Source organism: Pedobacter vanadiisoli (assembly GCF_042684385.1).
Classification (GTDB): domain Bacteria; phylum Bacteroidota; class Bacteroidia; order Sphingobacteriales; family Sphingobacteriaceae; genus Pedobacter; species Pedobacter vanadiisoli.
Genome location: NZ_JBHULL010000003.1, coordinates 200303 through 221123, shown reverse-complemented (window position 1 = coordinate 221123; position 20821 = coordinate 200303). Strand labels below are relative to the sequence as shown.

The window sequence follows — 20821 nt, the reverse complement described above, 5'->3', positions numbered from 1 at the left end:
ATATTTTGCTGAAAACGGTTACTAAGTTCAAAGCATCAGGCTAACTAATTATTCATACAATACCGGCTTTGCAGCTGGTCGTTTATTGCCTTTTAAACCTAAAAATTTGAAAAATTAAAAAAATGTTTGCATCAGATCTCGAAAAACATGAGCTTATAGATTTCCTCACGGAAAGTCCGACGAAGGAAATCTTTCATCACCAAAACCAGGAAGAATACCTCCACGCCATTGGTAAGGTTAGCCTGGCGGTAAAAAAATTCCTGAACCACAACCAAAAGCCCTTCAGCGGGGTAACACCAGCTCAGCTAAGGCCCCTGTTCGATGCAGTTGAATTTGAAAAAACGCACGATAACTATGATTCGTTGCTGAAAGAAGTAGAACAACTTTACACCAACCACGCTGTTGCTTTCCACCACCCTGCCTACATTGCGCATTTAAATTGCCCGATAGTGATTCCGGCCGTTGCGGCTGAGGTCATGATTTCGTCGATCAATTCATCTATTGATACCTGGGATCAAAGCGCCGGCGGAACGTTGATTGAACAAAAACTGATTGAATGGACCTGCGATCAGATCGGGTACAGCAAAAAAGCTGATGGGATATTTACCAGTGGTGGTACCCAAAGCAATTTAATGGGACTTTTATTGGCGCGTGATCATTATGCCGCTACTGTTTTAAACCACAACATCAAACTGAACGGCTTACCAACCGAAGCTTCAAAATTCAGGATTTTTGTTTCGGAGAAAGCGCATTTCAGTATCCAGAAAAATGCTTCGCTGTTGGGACTGGGCGAAAAATCAGTCATCAAAATTAAAACCGACCGCAGTTTCAGAATGAATATGGTTTTATTGGAAGACGCCATTAAACGCGAAATTGCCCAGGGCAACATTCCGATTGCCGTGGTGGGCACCGCAGGTACTACTGATTTCGGGAATGTAGATCCGTTGAAAGAACTGGCTGCAATCAGTAAAAAATACAATACCTGGTTCCATATCGATGCCGCTTATGGTTGTGGATTATTATTAACCGACAAATACCGTAGCTTGCTCAATGGCATAGAACTGGCCCATTCGGTTACGGTTGATTACCATAAATCGTTCTTCCAGCCGGTAAGCAGCAGTGGTTTTCTGGTAAACGATAAAAAATATTTCAACCTGATTACCCATCACGCCGATTACCTGAATCCAAAAGACCACGACGATGATGGCTTACCAAACCAGGTGAACAAATCGATACAAACCACCCGTAGGTTCGATGCATTGAAACTCTGGTTTACGCTCAGGATGATGGGCAGGGATAAACTAGGTGGGTATTTCAACACCATTATCGAAACCGCCGCTCAAATTGCAGAGCGTTTACAGGCCGACAGTGATTTTGAACTGATGAACGAATCGGATATCAGTGCTTTGGTTTTCCGTTACCGTCCGAAAATCGTGGCTACAAATGTCTGCGCCATGAACCAATACATTAAAAAGGCCATGTTTAACGAAGGGAAAGCCCTTGTTGCAGGGACCAAGATCAACCAGCAATTCTACCTCAAGTTTACCCTACTTAATCCGCTAACTACACTTAGCGATATTGAAAACATTATTAAAATCATTAAAAAACACGGAAATGAATACGTTAGACTCAACCTCGCTTCAGCAGATTTCAGAAGAAACTAACTTTAATGCCCTTCTAAACAGTTATTGCCGGGAATTTAACAACTGGAGCCGTTACGCTGGTATTCCAAAATACGATGCTCCCCTTGCCGCTTACCTGGTTAACAGGACCGACCGGTTGCACATCAGGTTCGATTTCAGTTCCATTGGTTCGGAAGTATATGCACCTTTAAAATTTTATGCAGACAGCGGGCGTCATGTATTTAATTTTCCGGTAATCGAACGCAACATAGCTACAGATGCGATCAACCCGATCAGCATTTTCAGGTTTATGGAACTGGCTATCCAGTTCAGTGCGGAAGAATTCCCAAATGCCAGTGCTGCCCTTGTTAACGAACGCTTAACCAATAGTGTAGAAAACCTGGAGTTGTTCCTGAACTATTTTAAACAGAATGGCAAACCGGTAAATTTTGCCAAAATGAGCTTTATAGATGCTGAGCAATCGCTGTTTTTAGGCCATAACGCCCACCCCCTGCCAAAGGGCCGGTCGGGTTTTAACGATAAAGAAGAACTTTTCAAATTTTCTCCGGAAACAAAGGGGCAATTTCAGCTGGCTTATTTTTTAATTGCTGCAGATAACATTAATGAGAAAAATGCAGAAGGCTTTGACATTACCGATCTTTTCAGGATTGAGCTGCTGGAAAGTGGGGATAAGGAGCTTATTGCCTTATTGGATCAGCATCCAAATCATAAAGTGGTGCCGATGCACCCCTGGGAAGCTCACCACCTGCTAACGTTACCAACGGTACAGGCCATGAAGGAAGAAAAACTGTTAATCTATCTTGGTTGTTTTGGAGATTATTACACGCCAACATCATCAGTAAGAACAGTTTACAACGCCACAAGCGATTGGATGCTAAAGTTCTCTTTGCATGTAAAAATAACCAACTCGGAAAGGGTTAACCTGGTAAGGGAACTTTACCGTGGTTATGATGTGAGTAAGCTTTTAAAAACGGAGTATGGGAAAGCCGCTAAGGCAGAATTCCCCGAGATTGAATTTATTACTGATCCTGCATTTATTACCGTGAATTACCAGGGTGAAACGATTGATGGCTTTAACGTCAGCGTCAGGCACAATCCTTTCAAAGGAGAAGACGCCGGGAAAAATGTAAGTTTATTGGCAGCGCTCTGCCAGGATGGCTTATTAGGGCAGAAACCCAGAATTGCGTACATCATTGAAGAAGCATCGATCAGTAAAAATAAAACGGTTGCATACACTGCTGTAAACTGGTTTAAACAATACCTTCACCTTTGCGTGGCACCAATTGTTGGCCTTTACAACCATTTTGGAATGGCTTTCGAGTTTCATCAGCAAAATGTGATGCTGGAGCTGGATAAGGAATTTTATCCGGCTAAATTATATTTCAGAGACAACCAGGGTTATTTCTTCAGCGATGCCAAAGCCGAGACCTTAAAAGCCGTTTATCCGGGTATTGCTGACGAAAGCGGATCGATTGTCCCGAATGAATACATTATTCCTAAACTCACCTATTACCTGCTCATTAATAACATTTTAGGCGTAGTTAATGCCATTGCCAGCAATGGTTTGGCAGATGAAAAAACCCTGCTTGACCTGGTTTACCTCGAATTTAAACAATTTGAGAACAGCGATACCACTGGTTTGGTAGATTATATCATCAACCGCCGCAGCTGGGAAGTAAAAGGCAATTTATTGACCAATCTTTGCAATATCGACGAAGCGAGTGCACCGATTGATAATCCGGCTATTTACCGCGGATTCCCTAACCCATTGGCCAAATTTTTCTTTTCCGAAAACCTGATCAAGCCAAAAACCATGGATGTACTGTACAACAGGTTTTTTCCGAAGGAAAATGTGACCATAACTATCCGTCCGTTCAATATCGACAACGACCTGGAAATGGTACACGATTGGTTTAACCAGGAACATGCCAAACCAATCTGGAAAATGGATGGCCCGATTAAAGACCTTGAATTATTTTACAGAACCTTATTGCCAAATGATGCTTCGCACAGCTTTATTGGCGAAATAAATGGCGAGCCTACCTTCACGATAGAACCATACTGGCCTATGCGCGACGGTGTTGGTGCCTGTTATGAAGCCCTAATGACCGATTATGGTGCGCATTTATTGATTGCCCCTACCGATAAGGACAAAAAATTTAGTTTTGAAACCGGACAGGCCTTAATGGATTTCATTTTCGAACAGCCAGAAGTAGGCAAATGTATCGGTGAAGCAGCTGTTGAAAGCCGGGCAATGCACATTTTTGTTACCAGGTTGGGATTCAAATTGGAAAAAGTAATCCAGATGCCCCATAAAATGGCGAACCTGACTTTCTGCTACCGCGATTGGTATTGGGAGAAATTTCCTGAAGCGAAAGCCTACGCCATGATGAAATTAGGACAGTTTGAAGCGGAGGAAATTTAAGATGAAGGAACAGAAAACATACGACATTATAGGCATTGGCATAGGCCCGTTTAATTTGGGCCTGGCTGCTTTGTGTGCACCGATAGAAAGTTTATCCACATTATTTCTGGATCAGGCAAGCGAATTTAACTGGCATCCGGGTATGATGCTGAATGATGCCACGTTGCAGGTCCCCTTTATGGCCGATCTCGTTACCCTGGCTGATCCAACCAGTCCGTATAGCTTTTTAAATTACCTGAAACAGACCGACCGGATCTATAAATTCTACATCAGGGAAAATTTTTTCGTCCTGCGTAAAGAGTATAATGCTTATTGTAAATGGGTTATCTCCCATCTAAAAAACTGCCATTTCGGGCAAAAAGTGAGTAGCGTAACTTATAATAACGGCATTTATCAGGTAGAAAAGACCGATCAGAATACCGGCGCTACAGAAACTATTTACGCTAAAAAATTAGTCCTTGGTACCGGCACTGTGCCAAAAGTACCTGCCTTTGTTAACCCATCCCTGCATCAGCATGTCATACATTCTTCGGAGTATTTAAAGTTTAAACAAACTTTACTGGAGCAAAAAACAGTTAGCATTATTGGTTCGGGACAAAGTGCGGCAGAAATTTTCTACGACCTGCTGCCTGAAACAGAAAACGGCTTAAAATTGAAATGGTTTACACGGCCAGACAGGTTCTTTCCGATGGAATATTCGAAATTAACCCTTGAGTTGACCTCGCCGGAATATGTAGATCATTTTTATAATTTAAGCGATACCAAACGGAAACAGCTATTAAGCAAACAGAATTCTTTATTTAAGGGGATCAATTTCGAGCTGATCAACCAGATTTTCGATAAACTTTACGAATTGAGTGTTGACGGCAAAAAAATCAATGCCGAATTGATGCCGAACTGCCAGTTGAACAACATAAGCATTACTAACGACGGCAGTTATCAGCTCGATTTTTATCATACCGAGAGTGAAAAAGAGTTTGCGGTTAATACCGGGGCAGTGGTATTGGCCACTGGTTACCAATATCACGAGCCAGGCTTTTTAGCAGCTCTTGGTGATCGTATTGCACGAAATACCGATGGACTTTTTCAGGTACAGCGCAATTATGCCATAGACATCAACGGGAACGAGATCTTTGTTCAGAACGCCGAGCTGCATACGCATGGATTTGTGACACCTGACCTGGGAATGGGCGCTTACCGCAATGCATCCATTATCAATGCCATTTTAGGTTTCGAAATCTATCCGGTAGAAAAACGGATTGCTTTTCAACAGTTTAGTGTAAATGGTGAGGAAGATGTTCTTCAACAGGCTGAGAATTTTGTCAGCGACTGTCACGTTGAGCCTGTCGAAACGCCTTAAAGCTTGGGTTAGTCCTTAGACAAGCTCAGGATGACAAATCTATATTTAAACGAAAAATTTAATACCATGAGTTACAACAATTTCAATCAGATAAAACCTTTAAAAAAAGAAGTTTGGGATAAGGTAAACCTAAACTACATTGCAAAATCGATCGTAGAACTGATGCACGAAAAACTCGCAGAACCTACACTTGTTCATACCAATGAAGATGGCGTTCAGGATTTCCGTTTAGCGACCGATACTGAAGCTATTTATTATACTTTTTCAGGCCGGCAACGTGCTTTGGATTACCTGCATATTGATAAACAGAGTATTAAAAAATTTGTTAACGGTGAAAGAGTAACGGTAAACAATGCCCCAGCCTTTTATACCGAGTTGCAGCAAACGTTTGGTATTAAACCCTTTACCCTCGCCCATTTTATCGAAGAAACCTTAAATACATTGTACGCTGATGCCTATATACACGAAAAAGGCAGGTTAACAGCTGATGAACTGGCAGGTGCAGATTACCAGACCATTGAACATCAGATGGATGGTCACCCATGGGCAACCATTAACAAGGGGCGCATTGGTTTTAACCATAGCGATCAGGGTAAATATGCACCCGAAGCTGCACAAAAAACACAATTGGCCTGGCTGGCGGTGCATAAATCAAGGGCCCAATTTAAAAGTATCGAAAGCATTTCTACATTCTCTTTCTATAACGAGGAACTGGGTTTAAAACAGGTTCACGATTTTAACCAGGTTTTGATGCACCAGGAATTAAACCCTGAAGATTATTTCTTTATTCCCGTTCATGAATGGCAGTGGAACAATAAAATTGTATTGCAACTGGCGCATGATCTTGCACATCAATTGATTGTACCGCTGGGTATTGGAAACGACGAATACATGTGCCAAAACAGTATCCGTACTTTTTTTAATGTAAGTGCACCTAAAAAACATTATGTAAAAACGGCAATCTCTATCTTAAATACCTCGATTTTCAGGGGATTATCACCCAAAAAACTCGCCATTGCACCAAAAGTTACACAATGGGCAAAAGATATGCTTCAGGGCGATGAATACCTGAAACAAACCCGGGTAGTACTTTTAGGTGAGGTAGCAACTGTGGCTTACACGCATCCTCAATACAGTGAAATTCCGGGATCTCCTTATCAGTACCAGGAATTTTTAGGGGCCATCTGGCGCGAAAGTGCAGAGAATTACCTGTTGGAAGGCGAGAATATCATGACCATGGCTAGCCTGCTTTATGTAGATGATAACGGTAAAAGCATGGTGCAGGCGCTGATCGAAAAATCAGGCTTAGATGCCGGAAGTTGGTTAAATGCTTACTTATCTGCTTACCTGAAACCCGTACTTAGGATTTTCTATAAACATGCCTTTTTCTTTAGCCCGCATGGTGAAAACACGATTCTGGTAATGAAAAATGGTGTTCCGCAGCGGATTATTATTAAAGATTTTGTTGAAGAAATTGTTCTGACAGAGGAATCCAAAGCCAAACTGCCTGATGATCTTGTTAATGTTTTAAGGGAAATTAACGATGAGCTGGCACCGTTATTTATCCTCTCGGGCATATTCGATGCAGTTTTCAGGTACCTGGGCAATATTTTCCATAGTTATGTCGGAATGGACGAAAAACAATTCTGGCGCCAGGTTGCCGATGTAATTCTGGAATTCCAGCAGGAAAATCCGGAATTAGCTTCAAAATTCGAAAAATTCGACCTTTTTGTGCCTGAATTTATTCGCGTTTGCATTAACAGGGTAAGGTTATTAACCCATGGCTACAGCGAGAGTACTGATGTTCCGGTTCCGGAACTAATAGGCACTTTGGTTAACCCTGCTGCGGAGGCGCTGAAAGAAGATGTTTTGGCGTAGTTAAATTAGCATTATTACCGTCATTGCTAGAAGGCTTTTTCAGCCGACTAAGCAATCTTTTTTGCAATAATCGCGAACAGGAAAGATTGCTTAGTCGTACCTTCTCGCAATGACGAATTTTCTATCGAAGCCAGAGGAAATGACGACTTTATTATTTTAAACTATAAAAATAGTTAATTTCTTTAAATAATGTTATCTTGCTTTATAAATTACCCAAAGCATGAAATCAATATTATTTATCTTTTTATCGGCACTTTTATTTGAAACACCTACCATTGAAAAAGACCGCGACCGCTGGAAACCCTATTATACGGATGTTACTCCTACGAAAGCTGCCGATCAATGGCATCTTCCGTTTGATGTGGCCAACCGTAAAAAGATCAACAATATCAAAATTATCAGCATTTTTGGCGATCACCGTGATAGTTATGTTAAAGGGCATATTCATACGGCTATCGACATTAACCCTGCTTTACCCAAGGCAAAACTGGTTGCTGTTTATGCCATGGCGAATGGAGTAGTTTGTTCTGTTCATTTAGGTGAAAACCAAAGAACGGTAGTGGTGAAACATAAATTACCAAACGGCCAAATTATGTTTACCTCTTACAAACACCTGAAAGAAGTTTATGTTAGCAATGGTCAGGTGGTGGATCAGAATACTAAGCTGGCCAGGTTATTTACGCCGCAGGAAAGCAAAAAGTATGGCGGCGATTACCATCACCTTCATTTGGAAATCAGAAAGAAATTTGATGATTATGGCTGTGCAAGTTGGTTAACCTTTAACAATACGCAACTAAACGACAGATTTTATAATCCCCAGGGGTTTATTAAGGAACATATTAAATAAAGTTCAATTGGTTGATGGTCGACTTCAATTCAATCTTCGTTCTGCATAGGTTCATCGCCATCTTTATGGCCCCAGGTCAAACTTACAATCAGTACAATGGAGGTTAATATATAGAGCATGCGTTTAATTTATTTGGTTAATTTATCTTAAAACGGGTATTTGGTTAAAAACGCTACAACGCCCCTAAAAAAAACGATAAATCTATTTTTATGCCCTGCGGCATTAAATCGTTTAGGTGCATTGCCGGTTAAAATAAATACCGGCAGGTTTCCCTGACAAGCGAGACACGAATGGATAAAAAAGCCTGTGAACATTTATAATCAAGTGTTTTCATCTGACTCTAAAAGCTTAACTATTGCTAGATGGGAACACCTGCTACCACTGGTTAATAGGTAAATTTTGGCTTTCCGTTATCGCAGGTAACACCTTTTGGCTGTATCACCAATGCACAATCAGAAAATACCCCATATTTTTTATTAAAATCGGCCTGCAGTTTAGTATACTGCTCTACCTTTTTCAGAAAACTGCTTTCATCAATTTTAATGGAGTAGGCAATGTAGCCAGAGGCACCTCCACAAGCTTTAGATCCAATGGCAGTATATTTCCATTCACCGGCATTTTCGCAGGTGAATTGTTTCGCTAATTTTTCAATTTCCTGATAAAGATTTTCGAGTTCGGCCTGATCTGCATTTTGCATCGTCTCATTGCGGTCTTTACAAGCCAGCATCAAACTCATAATCAGTACTATTGAAGTTAAAATTAATAGGGTCCGTTTCATTGTTTGTTTAATTTAAACTAAAACGGGAATCAAAATAAAAACGCTACAAAAATAAGACCTGAGAGGTTTTTGAGTAACGCACACATTAAAACCTCACAGGTCTTATCCATCTTTGATTTGAGTTAATTTAAGAATGAGGTTTAATTAACGGGTGGAAAATTATATGGTTTCCATGCAGGCAAACCTGCCAGCTCCTTTTGCGCTTGTTCGCTAATCCCCACACCCCAGGTAATAAAAAACGGAGCAAGGTTACGCTTTACTACATTAGAATAGGTTTTTACCCATAAATCGCGTTTTTGCTGGTCGTTAAGCTGACCAATGGAAGGGCCAATTTTCTGATACTCTTTAAAAAAGGCCTTAAAGCTCTCCCATCCAAATCCTTCCTGCATCTGGCGAAACATGATCAGCCCTAAAAACGGATCTTTTTTCCACTTTTCGTAATCAGCGCCCTCTGCAAAGTATTTTTTCATCATTTTCTGCGTGTTGGCACTTGATACACCCGTGTGCGAATCATCCCTTCCGCCCATCAACCGATCGAACATGTACAGGGAGAAGAAATTGTTGCTTACTTCAGTTGTACCACCAAAAACCCAGTTCAGGTTTTGCATGTTATGCCCTATTTCGTGAAAAAAGCCCCAGTTTGCACCGCCTTTGCTTGGTTTCATCAACAACTCAGGGTTGGCCATAATTTCATTAGAAAGCATGTGTTTTGAAGGCGAATGGTGAATCATGATCGGGTAACCACTGTGCATGTATCCCCCACCTATATGCTCATCAGGCACCATGCGTTGTGCCCTGTAAAATGGAGCGGGCATATTGGCAAGATCCAACTCTCCAAGTACAACCAGATCCCACAGTTTTAATACCTCTTCTGGTTTTTTAATGGTCTGTAATACACTGTCGGGTAATGTCAGTATTACATTTTCGGTTGCCATTTCGCCCCATGGTGCCTTATTGTTCTTCAATTGGTTTTCCCAATCGGCCTCTGTGCTTTTCCCCAACATAAAGAGTGGTGCAGCTACTGCGTGACTGATCGTAAAATCAATTTTTCTACTTTCGGCCTTGGGTTTAATATCTATGTAAATTAAGCCGCCAAAAGGAGACGCTAGCCTATTTTTGCCGGTAGTTAATTTTTGTTTTTTCACAACAATAGGCATCCTGCGCCAATCTTCTTTGCCTGCAACCCAATAATTTAACCGATCGCTATGCGCGCCGATCTGCACTTCAAGATCGTTTAGGTTGGCATTTTTGGGCACATCAACTTCAATGTATTCGCCTGCCTTGGCATATAAACCTGTGCTATACATGGTGGCATTATCGTAGCCGGAATAACCTAAGGTTGATACAATCGGTGCCAGGCTATCGGCCATCTTTTTATGTTCGATACTTACAGTTTTATTTATAAACTGAAAGCCTGTTTTAACTGCACCGGGAAAAATATCGGAAGATGGCTGTGCTTTAATATTTTTATAATCGGTACTTTTTAAAACCTGATCGCTCCATTTGGCAATTGCTTTTCTGAAAACCGTATCGTTTTTAGAAAGTGTATGTTGCGGGGAGATGATTATTGTTGCAGGATCTTTTGCTCCATCCTGAGCGAAGGCGGTTAAACCGGCAGCTACTAATACAAGGGATAATACTGATTTCATTTGTGTGTTTGGTTTATAGTATTTGAAGTTTATACTTTTTTTAAGCGGAAAACTTTAGTTTCATGGGCAATTATCTCACCGACCCATTTGTTGTTTTTACCAATTATTTTATGTTGCCATAAATCTTTAATTTCGTATTTACCAGCTAAGCCCAGCACTGCAAAATCTATTTTGGCATTTTGTGCCGTGGCTGATTTATTCAACACTGCAACGGCAAAATCGCCATTGGCCAACGGACGTACAAAAATATCCCAAGTATCTGTTTTGATTTTTCTTTCGGCCTGTTTACCTAGGGCATCCTGATTTAATGCAATTATTTCAGTGTTGGTAAAAATGGTTTTTGTTTCATTGTCCATTTTACGGATATCACAGCTGGCATACAGTGGTGAATTGAGCATGCTGTATAGACTCATCTGGCTTTGATATTCAGCTTTGGTACACCCCACGCCTTTAAAGGCCGATGAAGGGCCTTTTGTTCCGTGCAAACCGGCTACCAGCATATCGCCATCATTCCATTTACCGGGGCCTGAGAAACTGGCCAGTCCGGCCATTTTATCAACCACGTTGTAAATGCCAACGCCTCCCTTACCTTCAATATCCAACCATTTATCCCTGATATCGTAAGTGGTTCGCCAGCTTTGTCCACCAACCTGTGCACCCCAGTTCCAGGGTTCGCGCGGCCCCCATTCGCAAATCCCCAACACCATATCCCTACCCGATTTTCGTAAAGCCTGGGCCATTTTGCCGTATCTTTTTTTCGCCGTTTCTACATCCTCCGGTGCATTGCAATAATCGTATTTGAGGTAATCTATCCCCCACGTTGCAAAGGTTTTGGCATCCTGATCTTCAAAGTTTAAACTTGCGGTGTAACCGCCACAGGTTAATGGGGCGGCATCTGAATAAATACCCAGTTTCATTCCTTTACTGTGCAAATAATCGGCTAATGCCTTAATACCTGATGGGAATTTCTTAGGGTCTGGAATGATGTTATTTTTATTATCACGACCGCCCTGCCAGCAATCGTCTAAAAAAATATACTGATAACCTGCTTTTACCATGCCACTGTTAACCATGGCATCTGCCATTTCTTTAATATCCTTTTCGTTCGGATTTTCTGACATAATATTCCAGCTCATCCATCCCATAGGTGGTGTTGCGGCTAATTTAGTCTCCTGTGCTGATGCAGCCTGAGTGAATAACAACAGTGCAAGGTATATTTTGATAAATCTCATTTTTGTTTTGGTTAGGCAATGTTAATTTGGTTAAAAAAATAACATTCGTCATTCCCGCCTTCGCGGGAATCTTAATGCTTTAGCTAGGTTTATATGTTGCATTAAGATCCCCAATCAGGTTAGTGACGACAAATTATCTATGTTATTTAATCGGTTTAATATAATAGCTATACTGATAATCTTTGAAAGGAATTTGATACTGGATCAATGGCATTGAACCCCAGCTGTCAATCCCCTGTACCCCTAATTGCTGCAAGTCCATATGTACATAAATCTGATTACGTTTTACCAGTTCGCCGGAATGGTATTGTTTTTTCTCTGCTTCAGGGTCGAGATCTTCTACCGCGTAAGGCAGGGCATTAAAACTTAATAACTGACCGGCAAATTCGAAACGCAGACCCTTACCGGATTTATTGGTAAAATTTACCCAGCGCACATCGGTTTTATTGCCACTTTCCTGCGGACGCGCATAAGGGAAATACTGATCGGCTACAGTTGACCTGTAAGTTCCGACCAACGAAGCGGTTTTACGGTCTATGTAATTCTCTCCCGGTCCGCGACCATACCATTGGATGTTGCTGTAATCATTTTTCAGTTGCAGATCGTTGCCAATCCGCATCAGGCTTTTGTAATTACCTGTTAGCGCTTTAAACTGGTTGTTTACTTTAATGGTTCCATCGGCCAGTACATTAAATTCCTGTGTGGTTTCGGCATCGCCTTTTAATAAGGTTGATTTAACGGTTAGGATAAAGCCATCGGCAGTATTGTTTACTGCAGATTTTATATTGGCCACATCATTATCCTGATAAACGTTGCGCCACATTCTTAGCCTGGTATTTAAACCTGCGCCGATATCGTTATCGGTTGGTGCCCTGTAAAAGCCAGGTTGTGGACCCGAGGCCAATAATTCCTGCCCTTTAGAAACGTAGCTTGTTAACGTTCCTTTAGTTAAATCGAAAGTGATCGTAAAATCGCTTCCTTTAACCACAGCTTTATCTGCTGTTTGCTCCACTTTTAAGGCTTTTTTCCCTGTGATATAAGTGTTAGCCTTTGGCGCACCGGCCAGGGCAATCTGCTCGTAAGCAATTTCATAACCTTTTTCCAAAAATGGCTCGGGTGTTTTTAAGCGGTAATGTACATTCAGAAAATATTCTTTCCCGGCATTGTAATCGGTTTTAAAGGGCAACGTTAATGTTTGACTTTGTCGCGGACCAATATTGAGGTTGCTCACTGCCCCGGTTTGAATTATTTTTCCATCTTCAACCAGTTCCCAGTTCAATTGCACATTGCTGATATCTTTAAAGAAATAGCTGTTGTTTATATTAATCTGATTGGTACCGTTAAAGGTTGTTTTAATGTACTGATGCACTTTTTTGAGCTCTACGGCCATTGGTGTCATGCCGCGGTACGCGGTTACTACCCCTTTTACACAGAAATCGTTATCGCTAAAGTTCTCATCAACCGGGCCGCTCAACGGGAAATCGCCACCATAAGCCATAATGCGTTTGCCGTTTTTAACGGTATCGATAGCCTGATCGATCCACTCCCACACAAAGCCTCCCTGTAGTTTGGGATTGTTTTCGATCGCATCCCAATACTCTTTAAAATTGCCTAAGCTGTTACCCATAATGTGTGCATACTCGCTCATAATAAAAGGACGGGTTTCTTTTTCCTGTTTTGAATAACGTGGCAAATAGTTTGGCGAAGGATATTGCGGAACAATCATATCGGTATTAAAATCGTTTTCTGCTCTTTCATACTGTACCGGACGGATATCTTTTGCTTTAAGCCATTGATAAGCTTCGTAAAAGTTAACACCATTACCAGCTTCGTTGCCCAACGACCAGGTAATTACCGAAGCATGGTTTTTATCGCGTTCGTACATCCGGGTAATGCGCTCGAGATGTGGGATACGCCATTGTTTATCGTTGGCAAAAGTGGTTTCTAAACTGTAATAGCGGCCATGCGATTCGATATTGGCTTCGTCTACCACATATAAACCGTATTCGTCACAAAGTTCCATCCAATAAGGGTCGGGAGGATAATGAGAGTGGCGTACTGCATTTACGTTGAGCCTCTTCATCATTTCCATATCTTTTTCCATATCGGCATGGGTTAAGGTATGGCCCTGGGTAGCATTGTGCTCGTGCCTGTTTACCCCTTTAAGAAATACGCGTTTGCCGTTAACCAATAAATCGCTCCCCTTTATTTCAACAGAACGGAAACCTACCCGTTGCGGGATGACTTCCATTATTTTATTGTTTTTATCTTTTAACGTAATGTATAAGGTATAAAGGTAAGGTACTTCTGCCGACCAGGTTTTTACATTGCTAACCTGTGTTTTAAAAGAAAGACTGGTTTTATAATTACCCAACACTTTTTGAAGTGTGGTTTCGTCTTTCCAGACCTTGTTTCCTTTTGCATCTACCAGGTCGAGCGCGACATAAAAACTATCCGGACGGCTGTGATTGGTACGCTGATCTATTTTATAGTTTTCGACAGCGAGATCAACATTTAATAATCCGTTGGTATAAGAAACATCGAGATTGCCGATCACCTTGAAATCACGGATATCCAGTTTGGGGGTTGAGTAGAGATAAACTTCGCGTTCGATACCCGAAATGCGCCACATATCCTGGCATTCTAAATAACTGCCGTCGCTCCACCTGTAAACCTGAAGTGCTATGGTATTTTCGCCTGGCTTAACATATTTGGTGATATCGAATTCGGCAGCAAGCTTACTATCTTCACTATAACCTACTTTTTTTCCGTTTACCCAGATGTAAAATGCCGACTTAATGGCTCCCAGGCTTATAAATACCTGCCTCCCATCCCAGCTGGCCGGAATATTGATCTTTTTCCGGTAAGAACCCACGGGGTTATTATCGGCCGGTATATCGAAAGGCGGATTCATTTTGGCTCCGGTTAATTGCCTGCCGGCAAACTCGTAAGGCTGGTTTACGTAAATCGGCAACCCGTAGCCATTTACTTCCCAGTTGGCGGGAACTTTAAAATTGTCCCAGTTTTTATCGTCGAAATCTACTTTATAAAAATCTGTTGGTCTTTTCCGGGGATCTTTTACCCAGTTAAATTTCCATGTTCCGTTAAGGGATAAAAAGTATGCTGATTTTTCTTTGTTTCTTTTAGCGGCCAGCTCCTGGTTTTCGAAGGCAAAGGCCGATGCGCGCATGGGCAAACGGTTGAGGGAAACCACTTCCGGTGTTTGCAGTTCGGAAGGCAGTTCCTGTGCGATCAACTGTCCTGCAGCAAATAATAATGTAAATAAAATGGTTAGTTTTCTCTTCATTGTGTGTGTGTATAATATTAGGTTTTGTACACCCAAATTACTGATGATTGGGTGATAATGGTAAAAATGTTTTAGCGCAAACGTTTGAGTTTTAAATATGTTACGATTAGCTGAGCAGTGTTCTTAACATTTGACCATTAAGGAATTAAGAACATGAGTTCTTGACATGGCATTAAAAAGGCGTTATTAGGAGGAACCTATTACCATCAATAAACAGAAAAAAGCCATTGCCACCAAACCGGCGGCAAGGCTTTCATTAACTAAAACTAACTACTATTTTAAAAATTCCAGTTCGAAGTTTTTAAGGTAAGGTTTGCCATCGAAACTAAAGTCGGGTAGAATATTAATTTTCATCCAATACAATGCTAAAGCAGAAACATCGCTCACTGTTGATGGGATAGATAAATTTGATGTGATGGGCTCAGGTGTTGTACCTGGAGGATACAATGCTCCTAAATTTGTCCAGCTGTACACCCCTGAAAGTGACATATTGTAGCCAACAGGTGCCTTATTAAAGAAAGTACCTTCAGTTCCTTCATCCATAGGCCAAAATCCTATTAAGTTGGCATAATTAGGATGCTGGGTTATATCCTTAAGGCCAATGTTTGCTTTTATCACCGCATCGCTTAATGCTACGTTAAAAAATGCCAGGTTGGCTCCGTAAAATGGTGTTGGTGTATCGGTATCTCCTGTTCTATGGCCGATTCGAAGTAATTCACTCGTAGTTAAACTTTTTCGCGATAATATATCACTGGTTGCTTCCAAATTTCCGTCAACATATAACTTAAGGGTTCGGGCAGTGGCAGCTCCCTGTGTATTTACAGTTGTATTAATACTCATGGTTAAAGTGTGCCAGTTGGTTCCTGGCGCAGTGGTTGCGTTTACCTGTAATTTTCCAGAACCTCCATTTGATGTTCCTCCAACAGTAACCGACCACGAGTCGCCATAGTGCCCCCATTGCCATCCTGTAATGCTGGAACCGCTTAAATTGGTGCTTTTGCTAAAAAATGTAGGATAGTTTATATTGGTACTGTTAAATTTTGTTTCCATCTGCACCGTAATACTTTTGGTATCGCCCACATCGTAAAGTCCTTTATCATCAGGCGTAACGGCCCTGGAGGTATTTGTACTAAAGAGTACCGGGTTAAAACCTGATTTCTTTAATTCAAATGGTTTAAATGCAGGATTGTAAACCAAAGTAAAACCATTAGTTGGGTTAGCGCTGCTACCTCCATGATTGCTGGTTAATATCACTAACCAATCTTCACCCGGATAATTTTTTCTTGCTTTTAAGGCCGTTAAAATATTACCTATATACTCATCAGCTTTAACAATTGCATTTTTATAATTAGCATTAGAGGCAACATATCCTCCATTCGCTCCAGCTGCTTCAACCTCTCTAAAGTTTACAAATATGACTCCTAAGCCAGCCTGGCTATTTAAAATGCTCACCGTGCTGTCTTTAACGGCTATATCAGTTGAAACCACCGGGGCAAAATCTGCATTTTTCATGTAATTGCGCAAATTAGTCCATGGGGTAACTAAAGCCGTTTTTACTGATTTATACTGTGTAATATAATCAAATACATTACGGTAAGATACAATAGGAGCATGTTCATCAACACCTGAACCTGCCGCACGTTCGAAATTATCAGTGCTGATCTGGTGTTTTACAAAACTGGTGCCAGTTAACATCGATACCCATCCTGCTGCATCAGAAGCTGTTTTTAAAGTATTATATGAATATTTAGCGTTCTTCTGCAGCGCTGCAATATTGGTTGGTGCAATAGTTTGCAATTCAGAACCTGTTACGCCATCAATACTGATGACCAAAATTTTACGCTGACCGGCAGTAAGTGGTTTTAATTCTTCATATATAGCCGGAGGGTTAGCATACTTTTTGCAACTGGTATACCCCAATATACCTATAGCACAAACTCCAAGAATTATATTAAATATTTTATTGTTCGTTTTCATAAAAGCGTTTTAAGGTTTAATTAAATTACATTCTGACAAGTTCGCGTATGTAGCATTTGCTCCGCTTTTAATCACCACTTTAATATATTTAGTACTCACAGCGCCTCCGGGGAAATTAAAATTATATACAGCAGTATTTTGTGGCAAGGTAGTAGTACCTACACTGGTGAAATTCACATTATCGGTACTGGTAAAAATTTCTACGTCTTTCACATAGCCTGCACTATTATTTTGCCGTTGTGCAAAAGTTACACCTTTTACCGGAATCGGAACCGGAGAGCCTGTACCCAATACAATATTTATTGGATAGCCTAAAGTATTGGTTGATGTAGCCGTGCCATAATTTGAATGCCAATAAGATGCTGCTGAAACGATACCATCAACCAATGCAGCGGTTGTTCCATCGCCTGATTGCACTGAACTTACTGATACAACCGTTGTATTATAGGTAATAGTACCTGTACCACCTGTTTTATTTAAAGGGTTATAAGTCCACAAAGGCGTTTTTAAAAGCGGATACTTCGCATTAACCTTTGCTACCACTGCATCGCTAATTAGGATTCCCCATGCACCAAAAAATGGCGATAGATCGGTTTTAGCGTAATCAGAAAGTTTTTCGTAAACGAAATTATGCATCGTAATGTCGCTGGTATTTAAACGTGGCGCATGACGGGCTTCTGTGTATAAATAAGTCATAGCGTCATAACCGTATTTTTCAAAAATCTGAACAAAGGGTGTCATTCGTTTAAATGGATCATTCATGGCTGCGTCGGTATCAAAGTTTTTTGCTCCTGTACTACTGGCATAAGTAATGGCTTGCGGAAAACCGCTTGAAACTGCCGGGTGCAAAATATTATAATTGGCACCGATCCGGTTGGCTACCTTAAAGCTAAATAGATTGTTGGTCGTTTCGCCGAGCGTACTCCAGCTCCATACCTTACCTTGTTGACAGTTATGACCAAATTCATGATAAGTACCCCACTGCCCCGAACTGGTAAGCAATGAATTTAAACTCGTAAAACTGGCAAACCAATATGAGTCGTTTAAACCCACAAACGGGAAACCAGAGTGCCCATAACCGGCTGATAGTTGGATATCCAATATCCCCCTCCACTGACTTTGCGGACTACGGTCTCTTACATCAGGTGCATTGTCAGACAGGCCCATCCAGGCGTTATAATCCAGATCGAAAACATCATTCCACCTGGTAAATACCGCTGTTGGGTTTGTAAATGGTTCGCTTGAATTAAAGGTTGCAATTACTTTATCTCTCGGAATGGTAAAAATAACACGTTTGGCCCTTAATTCTAACCAAGGTACTTGCGAAGCTTTAACCTTTGCCACCCACTCTGCATCAGTAGTTTGCCCTAAAATAAAATCCGGCGAAACCACCGCACCTGTTATTGTAAATGTAACCGGGTTTGGATAAGCGAAAGATGCCAGGATATAAATGTGGCCGCCATACAAATTCCGGATATAATTAACGCCTGAAACCAATTGCTTTCTGTTGTAAATTACCGGATCGCGTAAGAGCGGGGATTTACCTCCAAGGTCATCAGTATGTGCACCAATCTGTACGGTTAAACCATCTACCCCTGCCGGAACAACAATTTTAATCAGCTCACCGGGAGCTGCATAGTAACCCGTGCTATATTGTGGCGATGGCGCTACCGAAATTCTTAAGTTTTGAGCAGTTTGATCGGTAAAGTTAAGATCGAGGGTAAATTGCGCATCCTTTACTCTTGGCTCCGATTGATCTACCAAACCCGGAAATACCCTTGCTTTTGCATACATCGATTTATCGATTACCTTCATATTGGTATCGATGGTTCCTTCGGCCACATTCTGCGAATTATCGGGATAACCATCAGGAATTTCATAGCCATATTTTTTGCAGGCAGTTAATGCCAGTAAAAACGACAGACCGTATATTTTGGTTAATTGATTAAATTTCATTTTATCAATATTTAAGGTTAGTTAGTTGGTAATGATACAGTTGGATTATATAACCTGCCTGTTAAACCCCATTGAGGAGAAACAGCAATATTTAACCAGTTATAAATCAGCAATGGAATATCAACTCCGTTAAGCACTGAAAGGTAAGCGGCCGGGGAGATATCCGGAGAGATATTGGGAGATATTTCTTCAAAGTTCGCAAAAGCTACATTACTGCTGTAAGTAAAATTATTTCCTTTGCCTGATTGATCTAACATCGCTGTACCATTGGTTTCATTGCCTGGCCAAAAGCCTAACAGATTACTATAAAATGGAGTGGTAGCTTTAATCTGTGTTCTCATGATAGCCGCAACGTCCGTTGCAGACATGGCTACGTTAAACAAGGCTACATCCCTGATTAAAAGATTGGTCTGTGTATTTCCGTCAGTTCCGATATCTGCACCTAACCTAAGTGGGGTGTTGTTATCTATATTTCTTCCATTTATAGATCCTGAATACCGGGTTAAGCCATCAACATATAAAGTGAGGGTTCTTGTGCCGTTTAACAGGCCAATGGTAAAAGCTACCGTATGCCAGCGTCCATCACGGATGTCAATACCAAAGCCAGGACGAGGGCTACCGCCCCAATCTAATTGAGCCGAGTTAGCACCAAATAAAAATCCCCATCCGGTAGATGAAACCGAGTTAAACGCATTTCTTTTAGCCAGAAACATCGGATAGTAATTAGCTTGTCCGTAGTCATCTCTAAACTTAAACATAAAAGTAAAGTCGCCTGTGCTGCCAAAATTACCGATGGCAGTATTGTTTTGGATAGCTGTAACATTAGAAGCCGTTGTAGCCACAAAACGAGGTGCTGTACCAACAAAAGGATAACTGGCAGGATCAGGTTGGGTAATTTTAACCGATGAGAACCTCGGATTATAAAAGGCAATATAAGCATTGCGGGAAGCATCATTAAAAATATTTGAGCCAGGAGCACCACCAGATGCCCCACCACCCTTATTAGAAGCAATTATTACCAGCCAGTTCTCACCAGCATAACCTTTGCGTGCTCTTAAGGCGGTCATAATTTCGCCAATGTAACCATCAATGCTATTGATTGCGGCAGCATATGCAGGGGTGCTTGCAGTATAACCATTTGCTGCACCAGCGGTTTCTGCACTGTGAAACTGCGCTACTATCATTGAAGGATTATTTGTACTTAATTCGGCTATTACTCCTGTTTTTACTGCTGCATCATCTGAAACAGTTTGTTTTACCACAGCATCACCTGCAAGCTTATCAGTAAATACGCTGGTTGATGCAATTGAAACCGTTCTGGCATTGTTAAGCGAACTTTTAATTCGTGTAAAAATTGTTGGTGTATTCTGCAGGTTCAAGCCGGCAAAATCTTCGGTTGTTACGTTATGTTTAGTGTAATCGTAACCCGTTAACATGGTTGTCCATGCCGAAGCATGAGTAATTACATTATATTTATTATCTGCCAAACCATCATAAGAATAAGTCGCTTTAGCATTAATCTGAGTTAAGTTGGTTGGTGCAAGTGTTCTTACAGCTGCCCCTGTTACCCCATCTAAAATAATGTAAAGTACTTTTTTTCCAGCTCCTAAACCAGCAGTATCATTTTTAAAACCTTGTGGCAAGGTATTTTGAAAATCCTTATTACAGCCGGTTGATACAAGGAATAACCCAGATACCAAAGCCAGGCTTAGGTATTTTAAGGTTGCCATAAATGTAAATCCTTTTTTCATCTGTTATTATATTTGAAA

12 protein-coding genes are annotated in these 20821 nt (G+C 41.1%); 5 read left to right on the top strand and 7 right to left on the bottom strand.

Features of this window, described 5'->3' with window-relative positions; genetic code table 11:
* Positions 1–122 precede the first annotated feature (122 nt).
* The 5 genes from ACFSR6_RS02060 (at position 123) to ACFSR6_RS02040 (ending at position 8153) form a co-directional block, all read left to right on the top strand.
* Positions 123–1664, top strand: coding sequence for a pyridoxal phosphate-dependent decarboxylase family protein (locus ACFSR6_RS02060; RefSeq protein ID WP_379074255.1), 1542 nt, complete (start codon positions 123–125; stop codon positions 1662–1664).
* Positions 1615–4068 carry a GNAT family N-acetyltransferase gene (locus tag ACFSR6_RS02055; protein WP_379074252.1) on the top strand — a complete coding sequence of 818 codons (2454 nt, stop codon included), beginning with the start codon at positions 1615–1617 and terminating at the stop codon, positions 4066–4068. Before ACFSR6_RS02060 ends, ACFSR6_RS02055 begins: the two co-directional genes overlap by 50 nt.
* A gap of 1 nt (position 4069) precedes the next feature.
* Positions 4070–5428 carry a lysine N(6)-hydroxylase/L-ornithine N(5)-oxygenase family protein gene (locus ACFSR6_RS02050; RefSeq protein ID WP_379074249.1) on the top strand — a complete coding sequence of 453 codons (1359 nt, stop codon included), beginning with the start codon at positions 4070–4072 and terminating at the stop codon, positions 5426–5428.
* A gap of 30 nt (positions 5429–5458) precedes the next feature.
* Complete coding sequence (locus tag ACFSR6_RS02045) at positions 5459–7306, top strand: IucA/IucC family protein (RefSeq protein ID WP_379074246.1); 1848 nt, start codon at positions 5459–5461, stop codon at positions 7304–7306.
* A 220-nt stretch (positions 7307–7526) separates the two neighbouring features.
* Positions 7527–8153 (top strand): M23 family metallopeptidase, encoded by a 627-nt coding sequence (locus tag ACFSR6_RS02040; RefSeq protein ID WP_379074244.1) that lies wholly within the window; start codon positions 7527–7529, stop codon positions 8151–8153.
* A gap of 385 nt (positions 8154–8538) precedes the next feature.
* Here ACFSR6_RS02040 and ACFSR6_RS02035 read toward each other — a convergent pair whose 3' ends face one another.
* The 7 genes from ACFSR6_RS02035 to ACFSR6_RS02005 form a co-directional block, all read right to left on the bottom strand.
* Positions 8539–8931 carry a hypothetical protein gene (locus ACFSR6_RS02035; protein WP_379074242.1) on the bottom strand — a complete coding sequence of 131 codons (393 nt, stop codon included), beginning with the start codon at positions 8929–8931 and terminating at the stop codon, positions 8539–8541.
* A gap of 140 nt (positions 8932–9071) precedes the next feature.
* On the bottom strand, positions 9072–10580 hold the full coding sequence (locus ACFSR6_RS02030; protein WP_379074239.1) for a M60 family metallopeptidase: 1509 nt from the start codon (positions 10578–10580) through the stop codon (positions 9072–9074).
* 29 nt (positions 10581–10609) lie between these two features.
* The gene (locus ACFSR6_RS02025; RefSeq protein WP_379074236.1) at positions 10610–11812 is read right to left on the bottom strand and encodes a glycoside hydrolase family 27 protein; all 1203 of its coding nucleotides are present in this window, start codon (positions 11810–11812) and stop codon (positions 10610–10612) included.
* Between the two features lie 142 nt (positions 11813–11954).
* On the bottom strand, positions 11955–15119 hold the full coding sequence (locus tag ACFSR6_RS02020) for a glycoside hydrolase family 2 TIM barrel-domain containing protein (RefSeq protein WP_379074233.1): 3165 nt from the start codon (positions 15117–15119) through the stop codon (positions 11955–11957).
* A 273-nt stretch (positions 15120–15392) separates the two neighbouring features.
* Entirely contained in the window at positions 15393–17096 is a 1704-nt protein-coding gene (locus tag ACFSR6_RS02015; protein WP_379074230.1) for a LamG-like jellyroll fold domain-containing protein, read from the bottom strand.
* A 9-nt stretch (positions 17097–17105) separates the two neighbouring features.
* On the bottom strand, positions 17106–19052 hold the full coding sequence (locus ACFSR6_RS02010; protein ID WP_379074227.1) for a M60 family metallopeptidase: 1947 nt from the start codon (positions 19050–19052) through the stop codon (positions 17106–17108).
* Positions 19053–19069: 17 nt separating this feature from the next.
* The gene (locus ACFSR6_RS02005; protein WP_379074224.1) at positions 19070–20803 is read right to left on the bottom strand and encodes a LamG-like jellyroll fold domain-containing protein; all 1734 of its coding nucleotides are present in this window, start codon (positions 20801–20803) and stop codon (positions 19070–19072) included.
* Positions 20804–20821 lie beyond the last annotated feature (18 nt).